Source organism: Photobacterium sp. MCCC 1A19761 (genome assembly GCF_037389125.1).
Lineage (GTDB): Bacteria > Pseudomonadota > Gammaproteobacteria > Enterobacterales > Vibrionaceae > Photobacterium.
Genome location: NZ_JAZGTF010000002.1, coordinates 136,689 through 162,664 on the forward strand (window position 1 = coordinate 136,689; position 25,976 = coordinate 162,664).

The 25,976-nt window shown below is 54.2% G+C and carries 19 protein-coding genes; 10 read left to right on the plus strand and 9 right to left on the minus strand.

What is annotated here, in order from left to right; genetic code table 11:
* Positions 1 to 7: 7 nt before the first annotated feature.
* The 4 genes from VV869_RS03325 to VV869_RS03340 all read right to left on the minus strand — a co-directional run bounded on the left by VV869_RS03325 (position 8) and on the right by VV869_RS03340 (position 4,831).
* Positions 8 to 2,209 carry a glycosyl transferase family protein gene (locus tag VV869_RS03325; protein ID WP_337733570.1) on the minus strand — a complete coding sequence of 734 codons (2,202 nt, stop codon included), beginning with the start codon at positions 2,207 to 2,209 and terminating at the stop codon, positions 8 to 10.
* Positions 2,196 to 3,287 carry a non-hydrolyzing UDP-N-acetylglucosamine 2-epimerase gene (wecB, locus tag VV869_RS03330; protein WP_337733571.1) on the minus strand — a complete coding sequence of 364 codons (1,092 nt, stop codon included), beginning with the start codon at positions 3,285 to 3,287 and terminating at the stop codon, positions 2,196 to 2,198. The genes VV869_RS03325 and wecB overlap by 14 nt, the downstream gene beginning before the upstream one ends.
* Before the next feature lie 59 nt (positions 3,288 to 3,346).
* Positions 3,347 to 3,742, minus strand: coding sequence for a DUF805 domain-containing protein (locus tag VV869_RS03335; RefSeq protein ID WP_337733572.1), 396 nt, complete (start codon positions 3,740 to 3,742; stop codon positions 3,347 to 3,349).
* Positions 3,743 to 3,928: 186 nt separating this feature from the next.
* Complete coding sequence (locus VV869_RS03340; RefSeq protein ID WP_337733573.1) at positions 3,929 to 4,831, minus strand: LysR family transcriptional regulator; 903 nt, start codon at positions 4,829 to 4,831, stop codon at positions 3,929 to 3,931.
* A 166-nt stretch (positions 4,832 to 4,997) separates the two neighbouring features.
* Between VV869_RS03340 and VV869_RS03345 the strand changes: the two genes are divergently transcribed.
* Complete coding sequence (locus tag VV869_RS03345) at positions 4,998 to 6,692, plus strand: L-lactate permease (protein WP_337733574.1); 1,695 nt, start codon at positions 4,998 to 5,000, stop codon at positions 6,690 to 6,692.
* A 353-nt stretch (positions 6,693 to 7,045) separates the two neighbouring features.
* On the opposite strand, the gene VV869_RS03350 is transcribed toward VV869_RS03345, so the two are convergent.
* Complete coding sequence (locus VV869_RS03350; RefSeq protein WP_337733575.1) at positions 7,046 to 8,266, minus strand: NupC/NupG family nucleoside CNT transporter; 1,221 nt, start codon at positions 8,264 to 8,266, stop codon at positions 7,046 to 7,048.
* Between the two features lie 473 nt (positions 8,267 to 8,739).
* Here VV869_RS03350 and VV869_RS03355 point away from each other — a divergent pair, with 473 nt between their 5' ends.
* The gene (locus VV869_RS03355; RefSeq protein WP_337733576.1) at positions 8,740 to 9,180 is read left to right on the plus strand and encodes a c-type cytochrome; all 441 of its coding nucleotides are present in this window, start codon (positions 8,740 to 8,742) and stop codon (positions 9,178 to 9,180) included.
* Positions 9,181 to 9,277: 97 nt separating this feature from the next.
* Here VV869_RS03355 and VV869_RS03360 read toward each other — a convergent pair whose 3' ends face one another.
* Entirely contained in the window at positions 9,278 to 10,198 is a 921-nt protein-coding gene (locus VV869_RS03360; protein ID WP_337733577.1) for a LysR family transcriptional regulator, read from the minus strand.
* A gap of 138 nt (positions 10,199 to 10,336) precedes the next feature.
* Positions 10,337 to 11,965, minus strand: a complete 1,629-nt coding sequence (locus tag VV869_RS03365; protein WP_337733578.1) for a methyl-accepting chemotaxis protein — start codon at positions 11,963 to 11,965, stop codon at positions 10,337 to 10,339.
* 378 nt (positions 11,966 to 12,343) lie between these two features.
* Here VV869_RS03365 and VV869_RS03370 point away from each other — a divergent pair, with 378 nt between their 5' ends.
* The 4 genes from VV869_RS03370 to pstB all read left to right on the plus strand — a co-directional run bounded on the left by VV869_RS03370 (position 12,344) and on the right by pstB (position 15,817).
* On the plus strand, positions 12,344 to 13,162 hold the full coding sequence (locus VV869_RS03370; RefSeq protein WP_337733579.1) for a phosphate ABC transporter substrate-binding protein: 819 nt from the start codon (positions 12,344 to 12,346) through the stop codon (positions 13,160 to 13,162).
* Between the two features lie 103 nt (positions 13,163 to 13,265).
* On the plus strand, positions 13,266 to 14,177 hold the full coding sequence (gene pstC / locus VV869_RS03375) for a phosphate ABC transporter permease subunit PstC (protein WP_337733580.1): 912 nt from the start codon (positions 13,266 to 13,268) through the stop codon (positions 14,175 to 14,177).
* 5 nt (positions 14,178 to 14,182) lie between these two features.
* Positions 14,183 to 15,049 carry a phosphate ABC transporter permease PstA gene (gene pstA / locus VV869_RS03380; protein WP_337733581.1) on the plus strand — a complete coding sequence of 289 codons (867 nt, stop codon included), beginning with the start codon at positions 14,183 to 14,185 and terminating at the stop codon, positions 15,047 to 15,049.
* Positions 15,050 to 15,067: 18 nt separating this feature from the next.
* Entirely contained in the window at positions 15,068 to 15,817 is a 750-nt protein-coding gene (gene pstB / locus VV869_RS03385; protein WP_337733582.1) for a phosphate ABC transporter ATP-binding protein PstB, read from the plus strand.
* Between the two features lie 153 nt (positions 15,818 to 15,970).
* Here pstB and VV869_RS03390 read toward each other — a convergent pair whose 3' ends face one another.
* On the minus strand, positions 15,971 to 16,897 hold the full coding sequence (locus VV869_RS03390; RefSeq protein WP_337733583.1) for a LysR family transcriptional regulator: 927 nt from the start codon (positions 16,895 to 16,897) through the stop codon (positions 15,971 to 15,973).
* 159 nt (positions 16,898 to 17,056) lie between these two features.
* On the opposite strand from VV869_RS03390, the gene VV869_RS03395 reads away from it, so the two are divergent.
* From VV869_RS03395 to VV869_RS03405, 3 genes are all read left to right on the plus strand, one after another.
* A complete protein-coding gene (locus tag VV869_RS03395) occupies positions 17,057 to 18,196 on the plus strand; it encodes an efflux RND transporter periplasmic adaptor subunit (protein ID WP_337733584.1) in 1,140 nt (379 codons plus the stop codon).
* Positions 18,197 to 18,199: 3 nt separating this feature from the next.
* Positions 18,200 to 21,325 (plus strand): efflux RND transporter permease subunit, encoded by a 3,126-nt coding sequence (locus VV869_RS03400; protein WP_337733585.1) that lies wholly within the window; start codon positions 18,200 to 18,202, stop codon positions 21,323 to 21,325.
* A gap of 449 nt (positions 21,326 to 21,774) precedes the next feature.
* On the plus strand, positions 21,775 to 22,212 hold the full coding sequence (locus VV869_RS03405; protein WP_337733586.1) for an META domain-containing protein: 438 nt from the start codon (positions 21,775 to 21,777) through the stop codon (positions 22,210 to 22,212).
* 186 nt (positions 22,213 to 22,398) lie between these two features.
* On the opposite strand, the gene metE is transcribed toward VV869_RS03405, so the two are convergent.
* The gene (metE, locus tag VV869_RS03410) at positions 22,399 to 24,705 is read right to left on the minus strand and encodes a 5-methyltetrahydropteroyltriglutamate--homocysteine S-methyltransferase (RefSeq protein WP_337733587.1); all 2,307 of its coding nucleotides are present in this window, start codon (positions 24,703 to 24,705) and stop codon (positions 22,399 to 22,401) included.
* 269 nt (positions 24,706 to 24,974) lie between these two features.
* Here metE and metR point away from each other — a divergent pair, with 269 nt between their 5' ends.
* Complete coding sequence (gene metR / locus VV869_RS03415; RefSeq protein ID WP_337733588.1) at positions 24,975 to 25,886, plus strand: HTH-type transcriptional regulator MetR; 912 nt, start codon at positions 24,975 to 24,977, stop codon at positions 25,884 to 25,886.
* The last annotated feature ends 90 nt before the right edge of the window (positions 25,887 to 25,976 follow it).

The window sequence follows — 25,976 nt, forward strand, 5'->3', positions numbered from 1 at the left end:
GCACGCTTCATGGTGATCGCTCCCGCTCCTGTGCGATCAGCTGCGCAATCGTCAGTTGTTGTTCGGCCTGTAACTGTAATGCCTGCTGCACCCCGGTTTCCGAAACATAGCCGTGACTGACCAGAAACTCCCCCAGACTCTGGTCGTCGACCGATTCAAAAACCAGGATCGCCTGATGCAGCACCGCCGGTTCAATCTGCCGGGCCGAGAGCAAACAAGCGCCGAGCTGACACTGTGAGGCGTAATAGCTATCCAGAATGGTTTGCTGCCGTTCGGGGGAGATCACCCCGTCGCTGAGTGCCGCCGTCAAAGCCGGGGTCGGATTGGTTTCCTTCGCCGACAGATACCAGTAGCGTAGCCCCAGCGTCACCGCCCCATTGGTGACGATCACCCATTGGGCCGGGCATTTCAGTCGGCGTTCTATCGCGGCCAGCGCGACCGGGCTCAGGGCTGACTCTTTACCCAGGATCAGCATGCCGTTCTCCATGGCAACGGGTAGCACGGCATACTTGAGTGCCAGTTTCTTAGGCAACACCGCAATCAGGCTTTCATCTAAAGTAAAGGGATCACACGCCTGATAACCGGCATGATACTGCGCCGCAATCGCCATACTGAGCATATGATTGGTGACCAAACCTGAGCACACCAAGTACATGCCCAGGCGTTGGTGTGGCGGACAATCCAGGATAGCGCGATCCAGCTGATGCTGGCTCACATGCCCGTGTTCCACCAGAATTTGTCCGAGCGGCACTTTGCGTGACTCGGTGGCGATCGACGGAAAGTAGTGCTCGGTTTTATCCCAGGCGACCCGGCGCGGATCGCCCTGCTGGATCACCTGATGCAGCGCCCGCAGGTTGGCCGAAAAGTTAATGATATTGCCCCACACGATCCGCAGCCAGGACAGCCCGCCTTCCCGGTAGCCATAGTACTGGCTGACGAAATAGAACCGCTGAAACAGACGGTTCAGCAGCAGCCCGGTGTTGATGTAGAGCAACGCCCGGGTCAGGGCGTCATCAGTGATGATCGACATAAACCGGTAGCTGTCGTGCGAGAGATAACTGTAGATCATCAGGGAGAGCAATTGCAGCAACAGTAACATCGCCAGAAAACCTGCGGTGTTGTTGATCAGCCCGCGCCGATCCCGCCACAGAAAGTAATTCACCCGCCAATCTTTGGTCCATTTATGATTTTTAAAACCCTGGAATACGATGCCGATGATCCAGCGGCTTTTTTGCCGCACGGCAGTATGGTAGGTGCGCGGAAAGTGCTCACGGACACACACCACACTCCCTTCGCGCATCGACACCCCCCGCGCATTTTCCCTCAGCGTGATCTGGTCCTGATCTTCGACCGGAAATCGGACGAAAATCTCATTCATCCCCCACTGCTTGAGCCGGAAGCCAATGTCATAGTCTTCGGTCAGCGACTGGACATCAAACGGCAGCCCGTCGCCTTCCACCAGCAGCCTTAAGACGGCCCGGCGACTGAAGCAGGTGCCGACGCCGGCACTGGGCACCTGTCCGGCAATGGCTTCGCGCACCACGACATCTTTGCCGTGCAGCTCGGCAAACTCATCAGCATAGTGGCCCGGGGTCATTTCGTACCATTTGCGGGTATAGGGGTAGACCGGCAACTGGATCAAATCTTTGCCCGGCAGCAAGTAGTTAAACAGCCGCAGTTCCATCGGCGACAGGATGTCTTCGGCGTCATGGAGAATAAACCCGGCGAATTCAACTTTGGCTTTTTTTTCGAACTCGACAATGGAGGCAATAATATTGTTCAGGCAATCGGCCTTACTGGTCGGCCCCGGCCGGGCACACACGACTTTGTGAACATGGGGAAACCGCGCGCGCACGCTGTCGACATCTTGTTGGGTTTGCGGATCGTTGGGATAGGTGCCAACAAAAATCTGATAATTCTCGTAGTCCAGCCTCGAGGCGGCCAACTCGGCCATTTTATCGATCACCCCGTGCTCCTGCCATGCCGGGACCATCACGGCCAGGGGCTGCTCGGCTTTGGTGTACAGTTCCGCGGCCTGCTTGCGGGTATATTTCTTATAGACCGTTTTTGAGCGCCAGACCCGCCGCACCCAGTAACACAGATCAATCAACAAATCGTCGAGCCCGCAGATCATCAGGGTGATCATCAGGACCAGCAACACCGACCTCAGGCCATACAGGTAAGTCACAAAGACGTCAAACCAGCTCATCAAACACCCGCTGCACATGTTCGACAATCAGGCCGGATGCCTGACCGTTGCCGTAGGGGTTAATGACATCCCTGGCCCGGCCCAACGCCAGCAAAGCTTCCGCCGCCGAAACGATCCGCGCCACGTCCGAGGCCCCGGCCAGCTGCGACAGCCCCATCGCCAGCGCCTCCGGACGCTCGGTGGTTTCACGAAGTACCACCACCCGGGTGCCGAAGGTCGGCGCTTCTTCCTGGATCCCGCCCGAGTCGGTCAGCACCAAGGTCGACTGCGCCAGCACCTGCTGCAACTCGACATAATCGAGCGGTGGCACCACAGACGCTGCCGGACAATCCGCCAGGCCATCCGTCACCGCTTGTTTCACCGCCGGGTTGGGGTGCGCGGCAACGATAAATTTCAAATGCGGCTGTCGTTGGCTCAGCACTTTGATGGCAGCACAAATCGTCGGGATCGCCGCCCAATTTTCACGCCGGTGGGCCGTCACCAGCACCTGATTCGTCTCCCGAATCGCAATCGTGCCCCTCGCCAGCAGGTATTGCTGGGCATCAATCGCCGTATTGCCGGTCACGAGAATGGTGTTCCCGCTGACGCCTTCTTTCAGCAAAGCCTGCTCGGCCGCTCGGGTCGGCGCAAAATGGCGGTTGGCAATTTTCGCAACCAGAACGCGGTTAAGCTCTTCGGGAAAGGGATGGTGCAGATCGCCGGAGCGCAGACCTGCCTCGACATGGCCGATGATCGGAATTCGATGGTAGAACGCCGCCAACGCACCGGCAAGGGTGGAACTGGTATCGCCGTGAATCAGCACACACCGGTACGTTTTGCGGTTCAGTTGCTGATCAATATGATGGATCAACCCGCCTAAGAGTGCCGGCAAGCCTGTCCCGGCAGGACGGTCAAACACGACATCCGGTTGGATGGCAAACACCTGAAACGTCTGCGCCGCCAGCGAATCATGCTGCCCGGTATGACACCAGTCGATGGCATATCCCTGCTGCTTGAAGGCCAGATAGACCGGGGCCATTTTAATAATTTCCGGTCGGGTCCCGGTCACGATCAGGATTTCAGGCGCATGCTTCGTCATGACTCCCCCAACATCATTCAATACGGCCGCGTGATCAACGTTTTCTGCTCTCCTGAGGTTCAGACTTTGAAATGCCCCATCGAATCGGCATCGATCTCTTTGGGGTTAAGGCCATATTCGTTCGCGCCGGGCTGGCTGTCCTGAACAAAAAAATAAACCAGCACAATCGTGCCGATGAGCGGGATCAACGCCAACAGCATCCACCAGCCCTGACGCCCGATGTCATGCAGGCGACGAACCCCCACCGCGATACTGGGGAGCAACACCGCCAGGGAGTAAATACTGGCCAGCATCCCGGCCCCTTCGCCACCGGGCGGACTATCAATGAGCTTATCCACGCCCGTCAGAGCCAGGCTGATCAACAGATTGAACAGGAAAAAATACCAGTATTCCTGCCGCCGTGCCCGGCCCCGAAAGACCGCGTATTTTTTCAGCACATAAAGATACCAATGCATTGTTTTACCTGCCTGAGAGGACCTACTGAAAGTATATCCAGCCAGAACTCAGACCGTTTCTCTGTTCTAAAACAGCTCCCGATTTTGGCGGCTATTGCGGTTTGGAGCGGACTGCCTGCGCCTGACGCACGAGATGGCTTCAGGAATTGGATGCAGGCAGCAATGGCGGGCGCAGAGGCGCAGGGATTAGAAATAGTGGTTCATCGACAGGTAGCGATTGCGGATATGTTCAATCAGCAGACGAATTTTTTGCGAGGGCTGGCGGGTATAAGGATAAACCGCGTAAATGCCCAGTTTTTTGCCGACTTTGTCCGGAAACAGATCCACCAATTTGCCTTCCATCAGGTCGTGATACACCAGGCAGCGCGGCACATAGGCAATGCCGTAACCGCCCAAAGCCGCCTTTCGCAGGGCCGTGGCATTATCGGTTGAAAAGTTCCCGTTGACCCGCAAGATATAGTTACCCTGTTGACCGATAAATTCCCATTCCGCGGCCCCGGTGGTCTGGTAGGCGTATTGCAGACAATTATGGTCGACCAGATCTTCCGGCTCCCGGGGCCGACCACGACGGCAGATATAGGCCGGGGCGGCGCAAATCACCCACTGGGAGTCGAGAATATGGCGGGCAATCAGGCTGGAATCTTCCAGATAGCCGGTCCGGATCACCAGATCAAAGCCATCTTCAATCAGATCCACAAATCGGTTATCCAGCGACATATCGACCGTCAGACCGGGATGTAGGGTGCAAAATTCCGCCACCGCGTCGGCCAGCAACAAGTCCCCGGAGATGGTCGGCACCGACATTTTGACGTGGCCGCTGACTTTTTCGCCATATCCGCTGATGGCATCGACCGCTTCCAGTGCTGCCTGCTTCACATTTTTTGCACCTTGATAGAGCACTTTGCCCGCTTCACTCACCGTTAACTTTCGGGTCGTCCGATACAACAGCTGGACTCCGAGATCTTCTTCCAACCGGGCAATCCGTTTGCTAACCACTGAGTTCGTAAGGGAATTTAGCTCAGCTACCTTGCTGAATGACCCACACTCCACTACCTGTGCAAACAGGATCAAATCATCTGTCCTTGCCATATGTCGCCATTATTTATCTAGTTTTGGAATTAATCTTTTTCATTATTTCCCTATATCAGAAAAAAATAAAGCGTCATCATCACACTGTATTAACAAAAGCATCACAAACAACAACACTTAAAACTGAACCTCAGACAAACAACATCGCTGTACGAAGGAAGTACTCATGAACGATACCCTACTCGCACTCCTGGCGTTCTCACCGATTGTGGTGGCCGCTGTGCTGCTGGTCGGCCTCAACTGGCCGGCGAAACGCGCTATGCCGGTGGCCTTTCTGCTCACCGTTGCTATCGCCCTGCTGGCCTGGGACATGTCCGCGACCCGCGTGTTTGCCTCAACGCTGCAAGGTCTGGCCATCACCGTGTCCGTACTTTGGATCGTCTTCGGCGCCATATTCCTGCTCAACACGCTGAAACATACCGGCGCGATCACCACGATTCGGAATGCCTTTACGAATATTTCTGCAGACCGGCGAATTCAGGCGATTATCATTGCCTGGTGCTTCGGCTCTTTCATCGAAGGCGCATCCGGTTTCGGGACCCCTGCTGCAATTGCTGCCCCTCTTTTGGTTGCCATCGGTTTTCCAGCACTTGCCGCCGTCCTGATGGGCATGATGATCCAGTCCACGCCGGTTTCTTTCGGTGCCGTGGGCACGCCCATTATTGTCGGTGTCAACAAAGGTCTGGATACCCACAACATTACTGAAGCCCTGGCGAGCAATGGCGCCAGCTGGGATTTCTACCTGCAGCAAATCACCACCAACGTAGCGCTGATCCATGCCAGCGTGGGTACCCTGATGCCGGTTCTGATGGCGATGATGCTGACCCGCTTCTTCGGCAAGAACAAGAGCTGGACTGAAGGCCTGGATATTCTGCCTTTCGCCCTGTTTGCCGGGGTCGCATTCACGGTTCCGTATGCGCTGACCGGCGTGCTGCTGGGTCCGGAATTCCCGTCACTGATCGGCGGTCTGGTCGGGCTGGCGATTGTCGTCACCGCAGCCAAAAAAGGGTTCCTGGTGCCGAAGTCTCAGTGGGATTTTGAAAACGAAGACAAGTGGCCGCAAGAGTGGCTGGGCTCGCTGAAAATGGATATCAAAGAAACGCAGGGCAAACCGATGAGCTTGGCGCTGGCTTGGGCCCCATACGTCCTGCTGGCCGTGATCCTGGTGGCTAGCCGGGTCAGTGCTGATTTCAAAGGCTTTTTGGTCAGCATCAGCCTGTCTTTCTCCAACATTCTGGGCGAGAGCGGGATCAGCGCTGCCATCCAGCCGCTGTATCTGCCGGGCGGGATCCTGGTGTTTGTTGCCCTGCTGGCGGTGCTGCTGCAATCACGCAAAATCTCACCGGTGGTGCAGGCTTTTCATGAGTCGAGCAAAACCCTGGTGGGCGCTGGTTTCGTGCTGATCTTCACCATCCCGATGGTGCGTATCTTCATCAACTCCGGCGTCAATGGTGCCGATCTGGCCAGTATGCCGGTGACCACCGCGAACTTTGCGTCGAACCTGGTGGGTGATCTGTTCCCGGCCCTGAGTGCGACCATTGGTGCCCTCGGTGCCTTTATCGCTGGTTCGAACACGGTCTCGAACATGATGTTCAGCCAGTTCCAGTTTGAAGTGGCGCAAACCCTGACCATCTCCAGTGCCGCGGTGGTGGCCCTGCAAGCGGTCGGCGCGGCCGCCGGGAACATGATTGCGATCCACAACGTGGTTGCGGCATCGGCAACGGTTGGCCTGCTGGGCCGCGAAGGGGCGACTCTGCGTAAGACTGTCATCCCGACGTTCTACTACCTGGTGGTTACCGGAATCATTGGCCTGGTGCTGATTTACGGCTTCCAGATCACCGATGCACTGATGACCCCTTAAACCCGGTCAGCGATGCAATTCCCAAGCGGCCGAAGCGCATGATGCTTCAGTCGCTTTTTATTACTTCACGCGCATCTGCGAGACGACGGAAAACATCCCGTAAGAGTTGAATGCCGCCTTCGTATCACGATTAAGACACTTTACCCTCCAGGCGTCCGCTAATCTTTAACTTGTCCTTAGGTCTTAGATGTACGCACAAAGAAAGCCCGCGATGCGGGCTTTTTTTGTCGTGATTTTCTGTCGCCGACTCAATCACGGCGAGACATTCTCCGCACAAATAAAAACAGAGCGCCGAAGCGCTCTGTTGTCATTCGCAGCCATTGCAAGTGGTATCCGCTGCCATTGCATGAAAATCAGAAGGACAAGAAAACCCCGGCGACGGTCGCACTCATCAGATTGGCCAGCGTCGCGGCGAAAATGGCTTTCACCCCCAGACGGGCAATATCCGGCCGACGGCTCGGGACGACCCCGCCTAAACCGCCCATCAGCATGGCAATGGAAGTCAGGTTGGCAAAACCACACAGGGCAAAGGTCACAATTGCCTGCGAATGCTCGCTAAGCTGCGATTTCACCGCCATCAGATCGGCAAATGCCACAAATTCATTCACCGCGATTTTTTTGCCGATCAGGCTCGCCGCAACCGTTGCTTCAGACCAAGGCACACCAATCAGCCAGGCAACCGGTGCAAACAGGTAACCGAACAGCAGCTCCAGGCTCAGATTGTCCAGGCCAAACAGCTGGCCAAGATGTCCCAGTCCGCCGTTAAGTAAGGCAATCAAGCTGATAATCGCCAGCAGGCTGGCACCAACGGCCATGGCAATTTGCAGGCCGCTCAACGCGCCTTGCGACGCAGCATCGATGATATTCACCGGCGCATCATCAGCGGCTTCCGCTTCCATCTCGGCATGATCCAGCGGTGTTTCCGTCTGCGGCACCAGAATTTTAGCCATCATCAACCCGGCTGGAGCCGACATAAAGCTGGCCGCGATCAGATAACTGATTTCAACGCCCAGACCCGCGTAGCCCACCAGCGTACCGCCGGCTACGGAGGCCAGGCCTCCGACCATCACGGCAAACAGCTCAGAGCGGCTCATCTTGGCCAGAAACGGACGGACCACCAGCGGCGCTTCAACCGAGCCGACGAAGATATTAGCGGTCGCGGACATCGACTCGGTGCGGCTGGTGCCCAGCAAGCGCTGCAACGCACCGCCCATGGAACGGATGACCCAGCCCATGACCCCGAGGTAGTAAAATACGGAGATCAGCGCAGAGAAGAACACAATGGTCGGCAGGACGTTCACCGCGAAGATGAAACCGATTTTGAATTTCGCCAGATCGCCAAACAGGAACTCGGAACCAATCCGGCCGTAATCAATCACACCGGAGACGGCGCCGGAAACCGTATTCAGGACCTCCCGGCCGAGCGGCACATACAGAATGAACCCGGCAAACACGAGCTGGATCGCAAACGCACCGCCAACGGTCCGCCAGTTAATCGCCCGACGATTTTCAGAAAATAAGATAGCAACCGCAAATAGCGTGACAACGCCTAATAGGCTGACCAGATGGCTCAAGGTCATTCTCCAGTGTAAAGCTTGTAGTAAACGATTGCGGCGGCATTGTAGGGATAAAAAAAACTGTGACAAGGTTCAAATTGTTATGGGTTTTTACACTTCCGATACACCTGCAGGAAAAATTGCCGACTTTCCCGCCAAAGCAAACGAAATCGGCAGATTGGTGCTCCACAGGAATACTGTTGTTTCTATACAGAACAATACCCCCCCTCAAGTCCCCATAGGAATTTATTGTCGCTCATCAATTCACCATCACTTTTGTAGGGTCAATACCCTCGCGTTCGCCGGATATCGCCTAGACTTGTCTTTGCAGTGTCACGTCAATGGCAACTCAGACAGCCTATGCATGCACGGAGCAAGCTCATACACAAAGCAAACTCATGCACGAAGCAGGCTCATGTACGAAACAGACTGCGAGCAACCGCTGCCTGAATGTCTGGCCACTGGCTTTCGCAGAATACGGAGTGATCACCATGAACAAATATCAACTTCTAACAATGTTAATCGTGGTATTCGGTATCGCTGGCTGTGAACAGTCCAGCAAAGGGTTCAGCCTCCCGGTCGGCGATCCCGTGAAGGGTGAGCAGGTGTTTCTGACGCTGGAGTGCCTCAGCTGCCACCAGATGGACGGCTATGAACGTCCGGCTAATGCCAACGAGGAGCTGGCCGTGAAATTAGGCGGGAAAGTCGACAGCCTGAAAACCTATGCCGAACTGGTCACTTCCGTGATCAACCCCTCACACCAACTGGCTGAAGGGTATGATCTGTCGAAAATCCAGGTTGATGGTCAATCGGTGATGCCAAGTTTCAATGACGTCTTAACCGTGACCGATCTGGTCAACCTCATTACCTTCCTGGAGTCGCGCTACGAGCTGGAGCCTTATCCGAAAACGGAGTACATGATTTACCGCTAAGCGTATCCGCCGAAGTCAGGGCCATCACGGTGCGTTGCCAGAGTGCTGTCAGATCGTTCGGATCGGCAGGAACTACGCAGCAAAGGTGATGGCCGCTTCAGAACAAAGTCCGATCCCAGATGGCCGGCTCACCAATATGCCCGCGAACGAAGTCAATAAACACTTTGACTTTCAGCGGTAAGAACTTGTGACGTGGGTAAATCGCATACAACGGCAGATGCTGGCTCAGTTCCCAGTCCGGCATCAGCCGGATCAACCGCCCTTCGCGAAACTCGTTGTTGAGCAAATACGTTGCCAGGTAGCCGATCCCATTGCCTGAGAGCGTCGCGTCGCGGATCGCATCGGCAGAATCCACCCGATAGTTCCCCCGCACCTTCACTTTTTGCGTTTGCTCTCCGCGGCGAAAACTCCAGGTGTCATCTTTCCGTTCCCGACTATGGTAAGTAATGCAGTTGTGTTCGGTCAGATCCTGCGGCTGATACGGCACCCCGTACTTCGCCAGATAGGCCGGACTGGCTGCCAGCACAAAGCGGCAGTCGGTCAGGTGCCGGGCAACAAAGCCTTCCGGCGGCGCATCCATCATCCCGATCCACAGATCCAGCTGCTCGGCAATTAAATCCACCTTGTGATCAAACAGGCTCATTTCCAGATCCAGCAGCGGATACTGCTCATGAAACTCAGAAATGTACGGACCGATATGATTGAGCGCAAACGACTGAGCGACGCCAACCCGAAGCGCCCCTTGCAAGGTATCCGGATCGGTCAGCAATTCACTTTCTGCTTCATTAATTTCATCCACAATGCTGGCACAATGACGGGCAAACCGCAGCCCGGCCTCGGTCAGGGCGAACGAACGCGTGGTTCGCTGCACCAGCTGTACCCCGAGCCGGGCTTCGAGTTGCTGGATCTGCTTGCTGACCTGGGGTCGGGAAATATCCAGAAGCTGCGCGGCGCGGGTAAAGCTTTGCTGCTTGTTCAGCGCATGAAAAATTACCATTTGCTGGACTTGTTTAAGCATAAACACCTTTTGATTGTTGTTTCCTGCCCATGCAAGACCATCCGATCAGGGGGCGTTCGTTGACTGTACCCAAAACAAAAAGGCCTGTCAGTGACAGGCCTTTGATGCTGCGGTAGTCCTTTATATAGCTGAAATCGATCAGATCTTAAAGAAGGACAGCTGTTGTTTTTGTTGCTCCGCCAGCTGAGACAGTTCGCCGCTGGCCGCAGCACTCTGGGTGATCCCCGCGACGTTCTGATTAATGATCTCAGACATGTTGGTCACGTTACGGTTGATCTCCTGCGTCACCTGGGACTGCTGCTCTGCCGCGGTCGCAACCTGGGTATTCATATCATTGATTTGCTCAATCGCCGTCGTGATCCCCATCAGCGCTTCATTGGCTTCGTTGGCCAGTTGCTGATTGCGATTCAGCATCTCCAGGCTGGACTGCATGCTCTCATTCGCCATGTTCGACTGGGATTGCAGCTCTTCGATAATCGCCTGGATTTCCTGCGTCGAATCCTGGGTCCGCGCCGCCAGCATCCGGACTTCATCAGCCACCACCGCAAAGCCCCGGCCAGATTCACCGGCACGCGCGGCTTCAATCGCAGCATTCAGGGCCAGCAGGTTGGTTTGCTCAGAGATCCCCTGGATCACTTCGATCACCTTGCTGATTTGCTCTGATTGCTCTTTCAGGCGCATCACCACACCGGCAGCATCGTTCAGCTTCACACCCATCTGGATACTTGCCGAGTTGCTCTGGTCGAATTTATTTAACCCTTCGCGAGCCAGCTCATCGGTTTGTTTAGCCGCAGCATCCGCCGCAGTCGCCGTATCGCTGACATTATCCGCGGTGCTGGACAGCTCATTCACCGCTGACGCAACCTGATCCACTTCATTCAGCTCCGACTGGGCATTCACTTCCGCCTGAGTCATCACCGATGCCAGCTCCGTTGAAGCCGAAGCGACATCTTCACTGATGCGGATCAACGCATTCACCGTCGTGCGCAGTTGCGTCACGGTTTCATTCACATCCGCACTGAGGCGGGCAATCTCATTGGTGCCATCCTGCTCTGCCTGAACCTGCAAGTTACCGCCAGCCACTTCACGCATCACCGCCTGCAGACGGGTGATCGGAGATACAATCAGGCCGGACAGCCACCAGGCCACCAGCATCGCCACGACAAAGATGACACAAATTGTGATCACCGCATTTCGTTTCAGCGATTCGCTTTTCTTCAGGCTATTTTCCAGTCGTTTACCCGAATATTCATTGACCATCTTGGACAACTCATTGACGGAAGACATCATTTGTCGACCAATCGCGCCATACTCGCTGACAAATTGATCAAACTCAGCTTGCGGTAGCAGCCCTTGATCCTGACGGTTCAGCAACGGGACCGCACGTTGTGAATAGCGAATATATTCCGCAATAACTGCATTCACTTGCGCAGTCTGGGCTTTGAATACCGGCTCTCTTCCCAACACATTTAGTTCATGGGTAATGCTGCTGGAAATCTGATTTAACGATTGCTGGAATGAATCGCGACGGGCGTCATCATAGATAGCATACACCGCGCTGATACGCAGTGGATAAAGCTGATCATCGACCTTGGCAAGGGTATCTTTATACTCAATCAGGGACGACGTATTGACGAAAATTTCATCTAATTCCTGGTCTAAGTCGCTTTTCACGACCCACAGAGAAATAAACAGAACGACCACCGTAAACAGGACAGGTAACAGCACCTGAAGTCGGACTGATAAGTTTTTTATTATTGACTGCATCGAAACCTCAAACACACGTTATAGTTCGCGTCCCTGCACGAATTAGAGCGGCATTATGGCCGCAACATCGCCCAAAAGATAGACTTGCGTCACAAAAAAAGGCAAAAATGGACGAAGGATCATAAAAAAATTATGACTCAACTCCATTTAAAAAACGGCAGTCAATATATTGACTCATTTCCAAAAAATTCGTCAGCTCTCCGGCCCCCTGATTCATAAAAAACCACGCCTAAAATGAAGGACTTATAAAGATGAAAGGAGTAACCGTCATATAGTGTTCAAAGTTCTGAAACATGACTGTCATAAAACTCTCCTAATCTTTCCCTCGTTCATTCAAAACCGACTGGCAAAACAGCCAAGCATTTAAGGATTAGGAAAATGAAAACTAAGGTTATTGGTGCACTAGCCCTGGCAGGTTCAATGGTATTCAACACTGCTGTCGCCAACGAAACAATTTCCGTTGTAGGCTCAAGCTCCGTATCACCTATCATGGAAGTTCTGGGTGAAACCTACGCAAAAACACATAACGTGACTGTCGAAGTTCAAGGTCCGGGTTCTTCTGCCGGTATCCGTGCTGCTCACGATGGTTCTTCAGACCTGGGCATGAGCTCACGCAACCTGAAATCTTCTGAAAAGGCCAACAATATTACAGAAGTTGTCATTGCACGCGACGGTATCGCTGTTGTCGTTCATAACAACAACCCAGTTTCTGACCTGACGAAAGAAGAAGTTGCCAAAATCTACAAAGGCGAAATCACCAACTGGAGCCAGGTTGGCGGCGAGAACAAGCCAATCGTGGTTGCGACCCGTGACACCGCTTCCGGTACCCGTGGTGCTTTCGAAGACATCATGAGCCTGAAAAAGAAAATCAACGGGACTAAAGTCTCTGCGATTTCTCAGCGCGCTCAGGTTGCCAGCGGTAACGGCCAGCTGAAAACCATCGTTGCTAACAACCCGTTTGCTATCGGCTACATCTCTCTGGGTTCTGTCGACGGCTCTGTGAAGCCACTGGCTATCGAAGGTCACAAGCCTTCTGTTGAAGCGATTAAATCTGGTGAGTACGGTGTTCAGCGTCCGTTCCTGGTGGTTTACAAAGACGGTCGCCCTTCAAAAGCTGCGCTGGAGTTCCTGGACTGGATTCAGACGAAAGACGCACAAAAAATTGTTGCCAACAAAGGCTTCATCGCTATCAAGTAATCTGCAACTCCTTTGCCGGTCAACGTCCCTGATGGGGTTGGCCGGCCTTTCAATTCCTCGATATTGACGCTCCCTGAAAGGGTTAATATCTGGAGAACACACTATGACCATCGCAAATAACATAGCAAGAACAACCAAAAGATCGTCGCTCAAGGCCAAAGATAAAATTGACTGGCGCGAGCTCTTTTTCAAATACCTATTTTTAGGCAGTGCTGCCCTAGGTATTTTCTCACTCATTACGATCGGCTACTTCATCTTCCGTGAAGGCTATGCAGCCATTGAACACTCCGGCATCACCGGCATTGTGTTCGGTAACGACTGGTTACCACCTGCCCTCTACGGGATTGCACCGATGATCGTCGCTTCGGTTGTGTCAACCGCCGGTGCGGTTGTCCTGGGTGTGCCAATCGGTGTCCTGACGGCAATTTTCATCGCTGAAGTGGCTCCAAAGCGCGTGTCCGATATTATCCGCCCGATGATCGAACTGCTGGCCGGGATTCCCTCGGTGGTTTACGGTTTCTTCGGCCTGGTGATTATCGTACCGATGATTCAGAACATCTTCGACGTACCGGCCGGGAACACCGTGCTGGCGGGGATTGTGGTGCTGGCCGTGATGATTCTGCCAACCGTGATTACCGTGTCGGAAACCTCTATCCGTGCCGTTCCGCGCAGCTACAAAGAAGGCTCGCTGGCACTGGGTGCTTCGCACATGTTCACCATCTTTAAGCTGCTGGTTCCGGCAGCCCGCTCCGGCATCATGACCGGCGTGATCCTGGGGATTGCCCGGGCTCTGGGTGAAACCATGGCCATCATCATGGTGATGGGTAACTCGCCAGCCATGCCGGAAGGCCTGCTGGATTCTGCCCGAACCCTGACCGCAAACATTGCCATTGAAATGTCTTACGCCACCGGTGTTCACGCCAGTGCGCTGTACGCAACCGGTATTGTGCTGTTGGTCTTTATCATGATGTTGAACGCCGCGCTGCTGTATCTGAACCGCGAGCGTGCGAGGTAATCCCTATGACTATTTATTCGAAAAATGCTGCCAAACAGCAACTGAAAGATAAAATCTCGCTCAGTGTCATCTGGCTGTCGGCCTCAATCACCGTAGGTTTCCTGCTGTGGGTCGTCTGGTACATCCTGAGCAATGGCCTGGCCCATGTAGACTGGAGCTTCATCACCAGTAACTACACCACCATCGGACAAGAGTCCGGGATCTGGCCAATGATTGTCTCGACCCTGTACATGGTTGCCGCTTCGATTGCCGTTGCCGCACCCATGGGGATCATGACCGCCATTTACCTGACCGAATACGCCAAAGTCGGTAGCCGCCTGGTCAAAGTGATTCGTTTCTGTACTGAATCCCTGGCCGGTATCCCGTCGATTATTTACGGCTTATTCGGGATGACCTTTTTCGTCGTTGTCCTGGGTTTCGGCTACTCGATTCTGTCAGGAGCCCTGACGTTGAGTATCCTGATCCTGCCGGTGATTATCCGGACGACGGAAGAAGCCCTGATGGCCGTGCCGAACACATACCGTGAAGGTTCATACGGCTTGGGCGCCTCAAAAATTTACACCATCTGGAGACTCATTCTGCCAAGCGCTATGCCGGGCATCGTGACCTCCATCATCCTCAGCGTAGGTCGCGTGATCGGTGAATCAGCACCGGTGTTCCTGACCGCAGGTATGGTCGCCCGGATTCCGGAGAGCATGCTTGACTCCGGTCGGACACTGACTGTTCACCTGTATAAGTTGACCCAGGAACTTTACACCATCCATGAATGGAATCAGGCATATGCTACCGCCACCATTCTGATTGTGGTTGTTCTTGTGATTAACATGATCACCAAACTGATTGCGAACCGATTCAACACTGCGACTTACTAAATTTTGAGGAAGACGAACATGAACAAATTTGATATTGAAAACCTGGACCTGTACTACGGCGAAAATCAAGCGCTGAAGAAAATCTGCCTGCCGATCCCGCAACGTCAGGTCACGGCCCTGATCGGTCCGTCCGGCTGTGGTAAGTCCACCCTGCTGCGTTGCCTGAACCGCATGAACGACCTGATCGAAGGGGTCAAAATCGACGGCAAGCTGACCATGGACGGCGAAAACGTCTACGGCAACATCGATGTTTCCCAGCTGCGCATTAAAGTCGGCATGGTGTTCCAGAAGCCAAACCCGTTCCCGATGAGCATTTATGAGAACGTTGCCTACGGCCTGCGTGCTCAGGGCATCAGCGACAAGAAACAACTGGATGAAGTGGTTGAGCGTTCACTGCGCGGTGCCGCGCTGTGGGATGAAGTGAAAGACCGTCTGAAATCACACGCATTCGGCCTGTCCGGCGGTCAGCAGCAGCGTCTGTGTATCGCCCGGACCATTGCCATGGAGCCGGAAGTGATCCTGATGGATGAACCGACATCGGCCCTGGACCCAATCGCCACCAAGAAAATTGAAGACCTGATGGAGTCGCTGAAAAAAGACTTCACCATTGTTATCGTCACCCACTCCATGCAGCAGGCACGCCGGATCTCAGACCGCACCGCCTTCTTCCTGATGGGTGAGCTGGTTGAACACGATAGTACGCACGCACTGTTTACTGACCCACGCGATGATCGCACCCGTGGTTACGTTAACGGTGATTTTGGCTAAGCAAGCCACTGTTGACCATCTTCCTCGGCTCGCAGTCCGTGTAACCGAATAATAAAAAGCGATGGTACTTATTGCCCTCTTCTCGTAAGAGGGCTTTTTTTTGGTTCATCTCGGATCTCCGGGGGGAGTCTTCGCAGATTTGCGGGCCGACGATTACATCGGCATCCCGCGTACATCCCCTTCCGGTCGACAGTTCGGATAGTTTTCCGCTTCCGTCAGCAGGAAATCGATAAAGGTCCGCACCGCCAGCGAGCGGTAATTCCGAGACGGATACACCAGCCAGCCGAAACTCATAAACGGATCAACCTCTTCGAACAGGCGAAGCACCATCCCGCGCTCGACGTAATAACTCGCCAGCTCATCAGGCATCTGAATAATCCCGCGCCCCTGCAGGCAGGCTTCCATGATCAGCGGGACACTGTTCATAATTAGATTTCCCGACACTTCAATGGATTGATCGGCGCTGATCGGCATCTGATTTTTCAGCGTCCCGTTCGGGTAACGGTAGATGATGAAATTGTGATCGGCCATATCTTCCGGAGAAGCCGGCATACCGAACTTGTCGATGTAGTCCTGAGTCGCGTAATAGCCAAAGGACGCCGATTTAAACGGACGCGCAATCAGGCTGGAATCTTCCAGTTTCTCCCCGACCCGCAACGCCACATCAATGTGACGCTCAATCAGGTTGTGCTCTTCCGAGCTGCAAATCACCTCGATACTGACCTTCGGATACATATCCATAAACTGAAAGATCAGCCGCCCGATTTCCATGATCCCCGGCAACGGCAACAACTGCACCCGTAAGTGGCCTGAGATCTCATAAGTCGGCGCCGTGATCTCTAAAATACTGAGCTCCAGATCAGCCAGAATACATTTGGTTTTTTCATAAAATTTATGCCCGGCATCGGTCAGCTGCATCGAGCGATTATTGCGGTGAAACAACCGAATTGACAGCTCTTCCTCGAGCGACTTAATCCGCCGACTCAGATTAGACTTGGGCAAATCAAAAATTTCTGCGGCCCGGATCAGACTGCCTGCATCTACAATTTGATGGAACAGCTTGATATCTTCCGTTTTCATCACAACCCCTCAGTTCACAAACGACGTTTATTGTAAATCAAATTTCCCGCCATTTTTGTTTCAATAAACAGAACACATCTTTCCAAATCATCCAGTTATTCGCAACCCTTTAAATCGATATAGTGTATGCATGAGATACGAATAAGGAATAACACCAAGATGACGCCTAAATCCCTGAGCTTAATCGCCCTGCTCATCGCCCCGGCCCTCTCCGGCTGTAACGATGTGGAAAGCGCGATTCAACCTGAGCCACCGATCCGCCCGGTTAAACTCATGACCATCGAAGACAGTAAGCTGGAGCAGCAGCGTATTTTCCCGGCCAAAATTGCAGCGAGCCGGCAAGCGGACCTGGCCTTTCGAATCGGTGGCGAGCTGGTCAAGCTTGAGCTGGTCGAAGGACAGCAAGTGAGCAAAGGCGAACTGCTCGCCAAACTGGATGAGCGTGATGCCAAAAATGCCTTGCTCAATGCCGAAGCCAATCATGAACTGGCATTGGTCGATTTCACCCGCAAGCAAGAGCTGTTCAACCGCAAGCTGATCTCCAAAGCCGAGTTTGATACAGCCAAGGCAACGATGAAATCCGCCCAGGCAGCGCTGAATACCGCGCGGGATCAGTTGGCCTATACCCGTATCGAAGCACCATTCTCCGGGATCGTGGCAAAGATCAATCTGGATAATTACCAGAATGTGCAGCCCACCCAAGTGGTCCTGACCCTGCAAGGGAACGAGAAAGTCGACGTCAGCATTCAGGTGCCAGAATCGCTGCTGATGTCCCTGAAAAATATCTCCTTTGACGAAGCCTTCAAGCCCCGCGTCCGTTTCAGCGCCCCGCAGACACTGGCCCTGGAGAAAGGTTTTACCCCGACCCTGACCTCCTCACGCCAGTCATCCACTTATCCGGTCCAGTTTAAAGAGCGTGCCAGCAAAGTCAGCCCGGGCAGCCAGACCTATGAAGTTGTGTTCAGCCTGACCCCACCGGAGAACCTCAACATTTTGCCGGGTATGAGCGCGGAACTGCTGCTGGATATGTCTGCCCTCAGCCAGCACCAACAAGCCATTGCCATTTTGCCGATGACCGCAATCGTCCGGACTGACAACAGCACGGACACCAAAGTCTGGCGCTATGATCACACCACCAACCAGATCGAAGCGATTTCAGTTCATCTGGGCAAAATCCGAGGAAACGGTATTGAAGTAGTGTCCGGCCTGCAAACCGGGGATCAGATCGTGGCTGTCGGCGCAACAGCCCTCAAAGACAACATGGAAGTCAAACCCCTGCGATGGGAACGAGGCGTTTAATCCATGAATGTTGCTCATTACAGTATAAAAAACAAAGTCGTCAGCTGGATGTTCGTGTTGCTGATGCTGATTGGCGGCGCGGTGTCGTTCACCGGCCTGGGTCAGTTGGAATTTCCTGAATTTACGATCAAAAACGCTCTGGTGATCACGCCTTACCCCGGCGCATCGCCCGAGCAGGTCGAAGAAGAAGTCACCCTGCCGCTTGAAGATGCCATTCAGAAAATGCAGCAGGTCAAACATATCACCTCGATCAACAGTGCCGGGTTATCCCAGATTGAAATCGAGATGAAAGACACCTACGACGCGACGGAACTTCCGCAAGTGTGGGATGAGTTGCGCCGTAAAGTGAACGACACCGTCAGCCAGCTACCACCGGGCACAGCACAGCCAATCATCATCGATGATTTCTCCGACGTTTTCGGGGTCCTGCTGAACATCCGCGGCGACGGCTACGACTACCGCGAGCTGGAAAACTACGCCAATTACCTGCGCCGTGAGCTGGTGATGATTGAAGGCGTTAAAAAAGTCTCCGTCGCCGGTGTGCCGGAAGAGCAAGTCGTGGTAGAAATCAGCCAGGAGAAACTGACTGCACTGGGATTGGACCAGGGCTACATCTACAGCCAGATCCAGAATCAGAACGTGGTCTCGAACGCCGGTAAAATCCTCGTCGGCGGCAACCGGATCCGAATCCACCCGACGGGTGAGTTCGATGATGTTTCCGAAATGAACCGACTGCTGGTCAGCCCGCCGAACAGTGAAGACTTGGTCTACCTGGGCGATATTGCCAAAGTTTACAAAACCACCACCGAAACGCCGGATACCCTGTATCACAACCAGGGGCAGAATGCCCTATCGCTGGGAATTTCCTTTACCAACGGCGTCAATGTCGTTGATATCTCGAAGGCGATTTCCGACAAAATTACGGAACTGCAATCGCAACTGCCTATTGGGATGGAGCTCAACACGGTCTATGACCAGGGTTCTGTGGTCGAAGTGTCGGTTCAGGGCTTTCTGATCAACCTGGCCCAGTCGGTCGCGATTGTGATTGTCGTGCTGCTGGTGTTCATGGGCCTGCGCTCCGGGATCCTTATGGGCGCCGTCCTGCTGCTGACGATTTTCGGCACCTTCATCATGATGGACGTGATGGGCATTCAGCTGCAAATCATCTCGCTCGGCGCGTTGATCATTGCGCTGGGGATGCTGGTTGATAACGCCATCGTGGTCACCGAAGGGGTGCTGATCGGCATTCAACGCGGCCAAACCCGCCTTGAAGCGGCGGGTCAAATCGTCAAGCAAACCCAGTGGCCGCTGCTTGGCGCAACCGTGATTGCCATTCTCGCCTTCGCGCCGATCGGTCTGTCCGGCGATGCAACCGGTGAGTTTCTGAATTCACTGTTCAAGGTTCTGCTGGTGTCGCTGTTTATCAGCTGGATCACGGCGATTACCATCACTCCGTTCTTCTGCCATCTGCTGTTTAAAGACGGCGAAGCGACCGATGAGCCGCAGGATATGTATCAGGGCTGGTTCTTCAGCCTGTACCGGACCCTGCTGACCGCCGCGATGCGTTTCCGGGCCGCCAGTATCGGGTTGGTTCTGGTCATGCTGATCGCAGCGGTGTACGGCATGGGACATGTGAAAAATGTTTTTTTCCCGCCGTCAAATACACCGATTTTCTTCGTTGACGTCTGGATGCCGGAAGGCACCGATATCCGCACCACCGAAGGATTCGTCAAGCAAGTCGAAGACGACATTCTGCAGTACGAGGCCAAGCATCATGTGGGGCTGAAAAACCTGACCTCGGTGATTGGTCAGGGGGCACAGCGTTTCGTGCTGCCTTATGTGCCGGAAAAAGGCTATGCGGCCTACGCCCAGCTCATTATCGAGATGGACAGCCTGGAGCAGCAGACCCGCAATATGCCGCAGCTGACCGATTACCTGCGAACAACCTATCCGGAAGCTGAGTTCCGGGTCAAATACCTGGAAAACGGCCCGACGCCACCGGCCAAGATTGAAGCGCGTTTCTACGGGGAAGACCCGCAGATCCTGCGTCAGCTGGCTGCTCAGGCCGAGCAGATCATGATTGCCGAACCGACGGCGGAAAACATCCGTCACAACTGGCGCAATCAGGTTACGGTGGTTCGCCCGCAGCTGAACCTCGCCCAGTCGCGGGAAGTGGGGATCAGCAAACAGGATTTGGATACCGCGCTGCTGACCAACTTCAGTGGCGAAATGATCGGCACCTACCGCGAGCAATCGCACCTAATGCCCATCCTGGCCCGGGCACCGGAGCAAGAACGACTCGATGCCGACAGCCTGCACAAGCTGCAGGTCTGGAGTTCGGAATACAACACCTTTGTGCCAGTCAGCCAGATTGTGTCGGCGTTTGAGACCGAGTGGGAAAACCCGATCATCATGCGTCGCGATCGCAAGCGTATGCTGACCGTGATGGCCGACCCGATCCTGGGAACGGAAGAAACTGCGGACTCGGTCCACCGTAAGATCCGGAACGAAATCGAGGCAATTCCGCTACCGGAAGGCTACAGCCTGGAATGGGGCGGCGAGTATGAAACCTCCCGGGATGCACAGACCAGCGTCTTCAGCTCACTGCCGATGGGCTACCTGGCGATGTTCCTGATCACCGTGTTGTTGTTTAACTCGGTTCGTCAGCCGCTGGTGATCTGGTTCAATGTCCCGCTGGCGATCATCGGGGTTGCCGCAGGCTTACTGTTGCTCAATTCCCCGCTGAGCTTTATGGCGATCCTCGGCATGCTGAGCCTGAGCGGGATGATCATTAAAAACGGCATCGTCCTGGTCGATCAGATCCGGGTAGAGCTCGACAGTGGCAAACCAACCTACGAAGCCATCTTCGACTCCTCGGTCAGCCGGGTCCGGCCGGTGTGCATGGCGGCCATCACCACCATGCTGGGGATGGTCCCGCTGATCTTCGACCCGTTCTTTGAAGCCATGGCAGTCACCATTATCTTCGGTCTGGGTTTTGCCACCTTGCTGACGCTGATTGTCTTGCCGGTCAGCTATGCGCTGCTGTTTCGGGTGCCCCATCCGCACCGCTCAGGGGCGTCCGAACGGGCATCCGAGCGGGAGTCCGAATCGGCACTGGCGGCGTCATAATGTCATCACGGATCCTGTAATGTAAATTAAGCAACTCGCTGCTTTGCCCGCCAATCTGGCGGGCTTTTTTATATCCGGCCACCATCACATTCACCCAGAAAATAAATCCTTATTGAACAAGGGCCTAAATTCGAAAATGAGCCGATAACTGACATCCGCCTAACATATCCCGCGCTGATTTTTGCCAAGCTATTCCCAGCCATCGCTGAAACAGCACCATGTGACGTAGATTGACCGACGTGGATTGACCACAGCTTCGGCCTCACCGGAGTGGCCCGGCAACCGCCTGTTCATGTTCGGTTCAAGCAGAACCGGGCATGATAACCAGACGTTCCGGGCTCCGGTCACTATACTCAATAGCAACTGCACCTTGAAAATAATAGCGACAGCACCTTGAAAAATAGCAACAATTTATCCGAAATTATCCTTCATCCGTTGGGGAATGAATCATGAAAAAGCGCTTACTGACGGCTCTCGCCATTACCACCCTGCTCTCGGCGTGTGCCGCCGACAAGCCGACACCACCGAAAATGATCGCTGAAACGGATCTGGCCACCCACAACTGGGTGCTGACCAAAGTCGACAGCTCCCCCGTTTCGCTCCCGGAACCTTTCTCCGCCCCAACACTGCAATTTGATCCGGATATGGCTGCCAACGGCCACTCCGGCTGTAACCGCTATTTTGGTCAGGCCGAACTGAAAGCGGGCAAGCTGCGCATTGAGAAAATGGGCATGACCATGATGGCCTGCCCGGCACCGGCGATGGAAATGGAACAACTGATGAGCAGCACGCTGATGGACTGGAGCCAGGCCAGCATTGTGGGGAATGAACTGGTGCTGAGCAACCCTGAGCACACCCTGATCTTCAAACGTCAGGATAACCAGTAAGCCCGGTCGGAACGGCACCGGTTGCGTCCCGGTTCGGCATGGTCCGAAACAGGTCAATGCCTGGATGGATTCAGTCTGAAAGTGGATTCGCTATCTCAGCGAATCCGATGCTGAACGGATTAAAGCAAACAAAAAGAGCGCCGAAGCGCTCTTTTTTATCGGTTGATATTGGGATGAACAACCCGCTTAGCTGACTTTCGCCTGCCACTGTTCACGCAGTGCCTTGGCCGCAGTGACCATGTTGTGCAGTGCTGCTTCAGTTTCTTCCCAGTTTCGGGTTTTCAGACCACAGTCCGGGTTAATCCACAGTCTTTCTGCCGGGATCAGCGCTTCTGCTTTCTCGACCAGTTGCGTTACCTGCGCGACCTCCGGAATATTTGGCGAGTGGATGTCATACACACCCGGACCAATTTCATTCGGATAATCGAAGGCTTCAAAGGCTTTCAGCAACTCCATATCCGAGCGCGAGGTTTCAATGGTGATCACATCAGCATCCAGGGCTGCCACCGACTTGATAATATCGTTGAACTCGCTGTAACACATATGGGTGTGGATCTGAGTTTCCGGCTCTGCGCTGGCCGCAGAGATCTTGAATGCATTCACCGCCCAGTCCAGATACGTCTGCCATTGCGAGGCTTTCAGCGGCAGCCCTTCACGGATCGCCGGCTCATCGATTTGAATCACTTGAATCCCGGCCGCCTGAAGATCAGCCACCTCGTCGCGCAAGGCCAAAGCAATCTGGTTGGCGATGGCTTCACGGCTCAAGTCTTCACGCGGGAAGGTCCAGCCAAGAATCGTGACCGGTCCGGTCAGCATGCCTTTCACCAGTTTGTCGGTCAGCGACTGTGCATAGGTGATCCACTCAACCGTCATTGGCTTGGCACGGTAAATATCCGACACAATCACCGCTGGTTTCACACAGCGTGAGCCGTAGCTTTGAACCCAGCCAAAGCGGGTGACAGCAAAGCCTTCCAGCAGCTCGGCGAAGTATTCGACCATGTCGTTTCGCTCAGCCTCACCGTGAACCAGCACATCCAGATCCAGCTTCTGCTGACGTGCGATGGCATCGGCAATGTGCCCTTTCAGCGCCGTGTTGTAATCGGCTTCAGACAGACGACCGGCTTTGAAGTCACGGCGCTGCACCCGAATTTCATCGGTCTGCGGGAACGAGCCAATGGTTGTGGTCGGCAACAATGGCAAGTTCAGGGCAGCACGCTGTTGGCGGGCACGCTCTGCATACGGTGCTTTACGCTCTGCCAGGGCCGGGGTGATCGCCTGAGTACGCTGACGGACTTGCGGATTATTAACCAATTCACTGGTCGCACGGGCCTGGATCGGCGCGCTGTAGTGCTGACATTCCTGCACCGCGACATCACTACCGTCAAGCGCCTGGGCCAGCAGGGTCACTTCACGACATTTTTGCTTGGCAAACGCCAGCCACTGACGGACTTCCGGGTTGAGTTCGGTTTCCAGGTCGAGGTCAATCGGGCTGTGCAAGAGCGAACAGGAGCTGGCCAGCCACAAGCGCTCGCCCAATTGCGCTTTCACCGGGGCTAGGATGGAGAGTTGCTGAGCCAGATCGGCCCGCCACACGTTGCGACCGTTCACAACACCGGCAGACAACACCCAATGGGCCGGGATCGCAGCCACGACGTCGTTCAACTGCTCCGGCGAGGCCGACAGGTCGATATGCAGGCCATCCACTTTCAGTTCAACGATTTTATCGAGATGATGAGTGATGTTGTCAAAGTACGTCGTCAGCAGCAGCTTGGTACTGCCGTTCAGCACCTGATACGCCAACTTGAATGAATCCGCCCACGCCTGAGGCAGTTCCAGCGCCAGTACCGGTTCGTCAATCTGCACCCACTCAACGCCCAGAGCCGCCAGTTTATTCAGGATCTGCTGATAAGCGGTCAACAGGCGCGGCAACAGGGACAGGCGGTCAAAATCAGCTTCTTTCTCTTTGCCCAGCCACAGGTAAGACACCGGCCCCAACAGCACAGGTTTCACGGCATGGCCGGCTTTTTGTGCTTCCACAACTTCTTCAAACAGTTGGGTCCAGCTGACGTTAAACGTATCGTCTTTGGTAAATTCCGGAACAATATAGTGATAGTTGGTATTAAACCACTTGGTCATGTCCGACGCCGCGCAAGCACAGCCGGTCGGTGCTTTACCGCGTGCCACGCGGAACAGGGTATCGAGATCCGGATGGCCGTGATTGTGGCGCTGCGGGATATGGCCCAGCAGCATGCTGGTTCCCAGAACATGGTCATACCAGGCGAAGTCACCCACTGAAACATAGTCCAGCCCAGCACCGACCTGATCGCCCCAGTGACGGTGACGCAGCAGGCTCCCCACCTCTTTCAGTTCTTGCTGGCTAATGTCGCCACGCCAGTATTTTTCCTGCGCAAATTTCAGTTCACGCTGGCTCCCCACGCGTGGGTAGCCAAGAATATGAGTCGTTGTTTTCGGCGTTGTTTGTGTTGTTGTCATCATCATTACCTTATGAATGCGGTTCCGTATCGATAACTTCACAATGGCTGAACGGCGTTTGATGAACAATGTCTTAAAATTCAACCTGATCATGAAGAAATTTAATACTGATCATCTTTCATATTAAATTCATACGTTTAGACGTCCAGATGTTTACACATCCAATTTTTAGCGGTACAGTGAACCTCTCTCTTATCCGGGACGAATGAGGTTGAACAGCAAACCCAGCACGGATAAAGCACTTGCAACAGGGACGGTAAGCAAAAACCATGATTGAAGTTAAACATCTCAGAACACTCTCGGTACTGCGAGACACCGGCTCTCTGACGGCAACCGCCACGACCCTCTGCCTGACCCAGTCTGCGCTGTCTCACCAGCTCAAAGATCTGGAGCAGCGGTTGGGCGGACAGTTATTCTTACGGAAAACCCGGCCGGTGAAATTTACTGCGGAAGGTGAAATTCTATTGCGCCTGGCGGACGAATTAATCCCCAGGATTGCCAAAGCCGAGCATGAACTGGCCAGCCTGAAAGAAGACATCAACGGTCGGCTGCATATGGCAATCGAATGCCACTCCTGTTTTCAATGGCTGATGCCGGCCCTGAAGGAATATCAGATCCACTGGCCGAGCGTCACCCTGGATTTCTCCTCCGGCTTCGGCTTTGAGCCCCTGCCCGCTTTGGGTGCCGGCGAGCTGGATCTGGTGATCACCTCAGATATTCAGCCACGCAGTGAGGTTCACTTCGAGCCATTGTTTGATTTTGAAATGCGGCTGGTTGTCTCTCCCCAGTCTCCGCTGGCAGACAAGCCGTTTATTTCCCCGCAGGATCTGGCCGATCAAACTATGCTGAGCTATCCGGTTCAGAAGGGACGGTTAGATGTGGTCAAACATTTCCTCCAGCCAGCCGACGTTGAGCCGAGTCACTGGAAGCAGGCAGATAATACCCTGATGCTGGTGCAAATGGTTTCCGCCGGGCTCGGCGTCGCTGCCCTGCCCAACTGGGCGATTTATGACTTTGCCCGTCAGGGACTGGTGGTCAGCAAACCGCTCGGTGACGGCCTGTGGCGGCGCTTATTCGCTGCCATTCGCGCCTCCGAGCGGGACCGACATTATTTGCAGGCATTCTTTGCCACCGCAAAACAACAATGCCAGACACATTTGGAAGGAATTAAAGCGGCTTAATGGCCTCCGCGCCCGAGCCGCTTTATCTCTCAGAGATGCCAGCTGATTCAGTCAATGGTCGATTTCATCAGCCGGGTTCAGCAAACTGGA

What these genes read in the sequence shown, in the direction of transcription:
- VV869_RS03325 (WP_337733570.1), bottom strand. Translation starts at nt 2,209, where the DNA reads ATGAGCTGGTTTGACGTCTTTGTGACTTACCTGTATGGCCTGAGGTCG.
- wecB (WP_337733571.1), bottom strand. Translation starts at nt 3,287, where the DNA reads ATGACGAAGCATGCGCCTGAAATCCTGATCGTGACCGGGACCCGACCG.
- VV869_RS03335 (WP_337733572.1), bottom strand. Translation starts at nt 3,742, where the DNA reads ATGCATTGGTATCTTTATGTGCTGAAAAAATACGCGGTCTTTCGGGGC.
- VV869_RS03340 (WP_337733573.1), bottom strand. Translation starts at nt 4,831, where the DNA reads ATGGCAAGGACAGATGATTTGATCCTGTTTGCACAGGTAGTGGAGTGT.
- VV869_RS03345 (WP_337733574.1), top strand. Translation starts at nt 4,998, where the DNA reads ATGAACGATACCCTACTCGCACTCCTGGCGTTCTCACCGATTGTGGTG.
- VV869_RS03355 (WP_337733576.1), top strand. Translation starts at nt 8,740, where the DNA reads ATGAACAAATATCAACTTCTAACAATGTTAATCGTGGTATTCGGTATC.
- VV869_RS03360 (WP_337733577.1), bottom strand. Translation starts at nt 10,198, where the DNA reads ATGCTTAAACAAGTCCAGCAAATGGTAATTTTTCATGCGCTGAACAAG.
- VV869_RS03365 (WP_337733578.1), bottom strand. Translation starts at nt 11,965, where the DNA reads ATGCAGTCAATAATAAAAAACTTATCAGTCCGACTTCAGGTGCTGTTA.
- VV869_RS03370 (WP_337733579.1), top strand. Translation starts at nt 12,344, where the DNA reads ATGAAAACTAAGGTTATTGGTGCACTAGCCCTGGCAGGTTCAATGGTA.
- pstC (WP_337733580.1), top strand. Translation starts at nt 13,266, where the DNA reads ATGACCATCGCAAATAACATAGCAAGAACAACCAAAAGATCGTCGCTC.
- pstA (WP_337733581.1), top strand. Translation starts at nt 14,183, where the DNA reads ATGACTATTTATTCGAAAAATGCTGCCAAACAGCAACTGAAAGATAAA.
- pstB (WP_337733582.1), top strand. Translation starts at nt 15,068, where the DNA reads ATGAACAAATTTGATATTGAAAACCTGGACCTGTACTACGGCGAAAAT.
- VV869_RS03390 (WP_337733583.1), bottom strand. Translation starts at nt 16,897, where the DNA reads ATGAAAACGGAAGATATCAAGCTGTTCCATCAAATTGTAGATGCAGGC.
- VV869_RS03395 (WP_337733584.1), top strand. Translation starts at nt 17,057, where the DNA reads ATGACGCCTAAATCCCTGAGCTTAATCGCCCTGCTCATCGCCCCGGCC.
- VV869_RS03400 (WP_337733585.1), top strand. Translation starts at nt 18,200, where the DNA reads ATGAATGTTGCTCATTACAGTATAAAAAACAAAGTCGTCAGCTGGATG.
- VV869_RS03405 (WP_337733586.1), top strand. Translation starts at nt 21,775, where the DNA reads ATGAAAAAGCGCTTACTGACGGCTCTCGCCATTACCACCCTGCTCTCG.
- metE (WP_337733587.1), bottom strand. Translation starts at nt 24,705, where the DNA reads ATGACAACAACACAAACAACGCCGAAAACAACGACTCATATTCTTGGC.
- metR (WP_337733588.1), top strand. Translation starts at nt 24,975, where the DNA reads ATGATTGAAGTTAAACATCTCAGAACACTCTCGGTACTGCGAGACACC.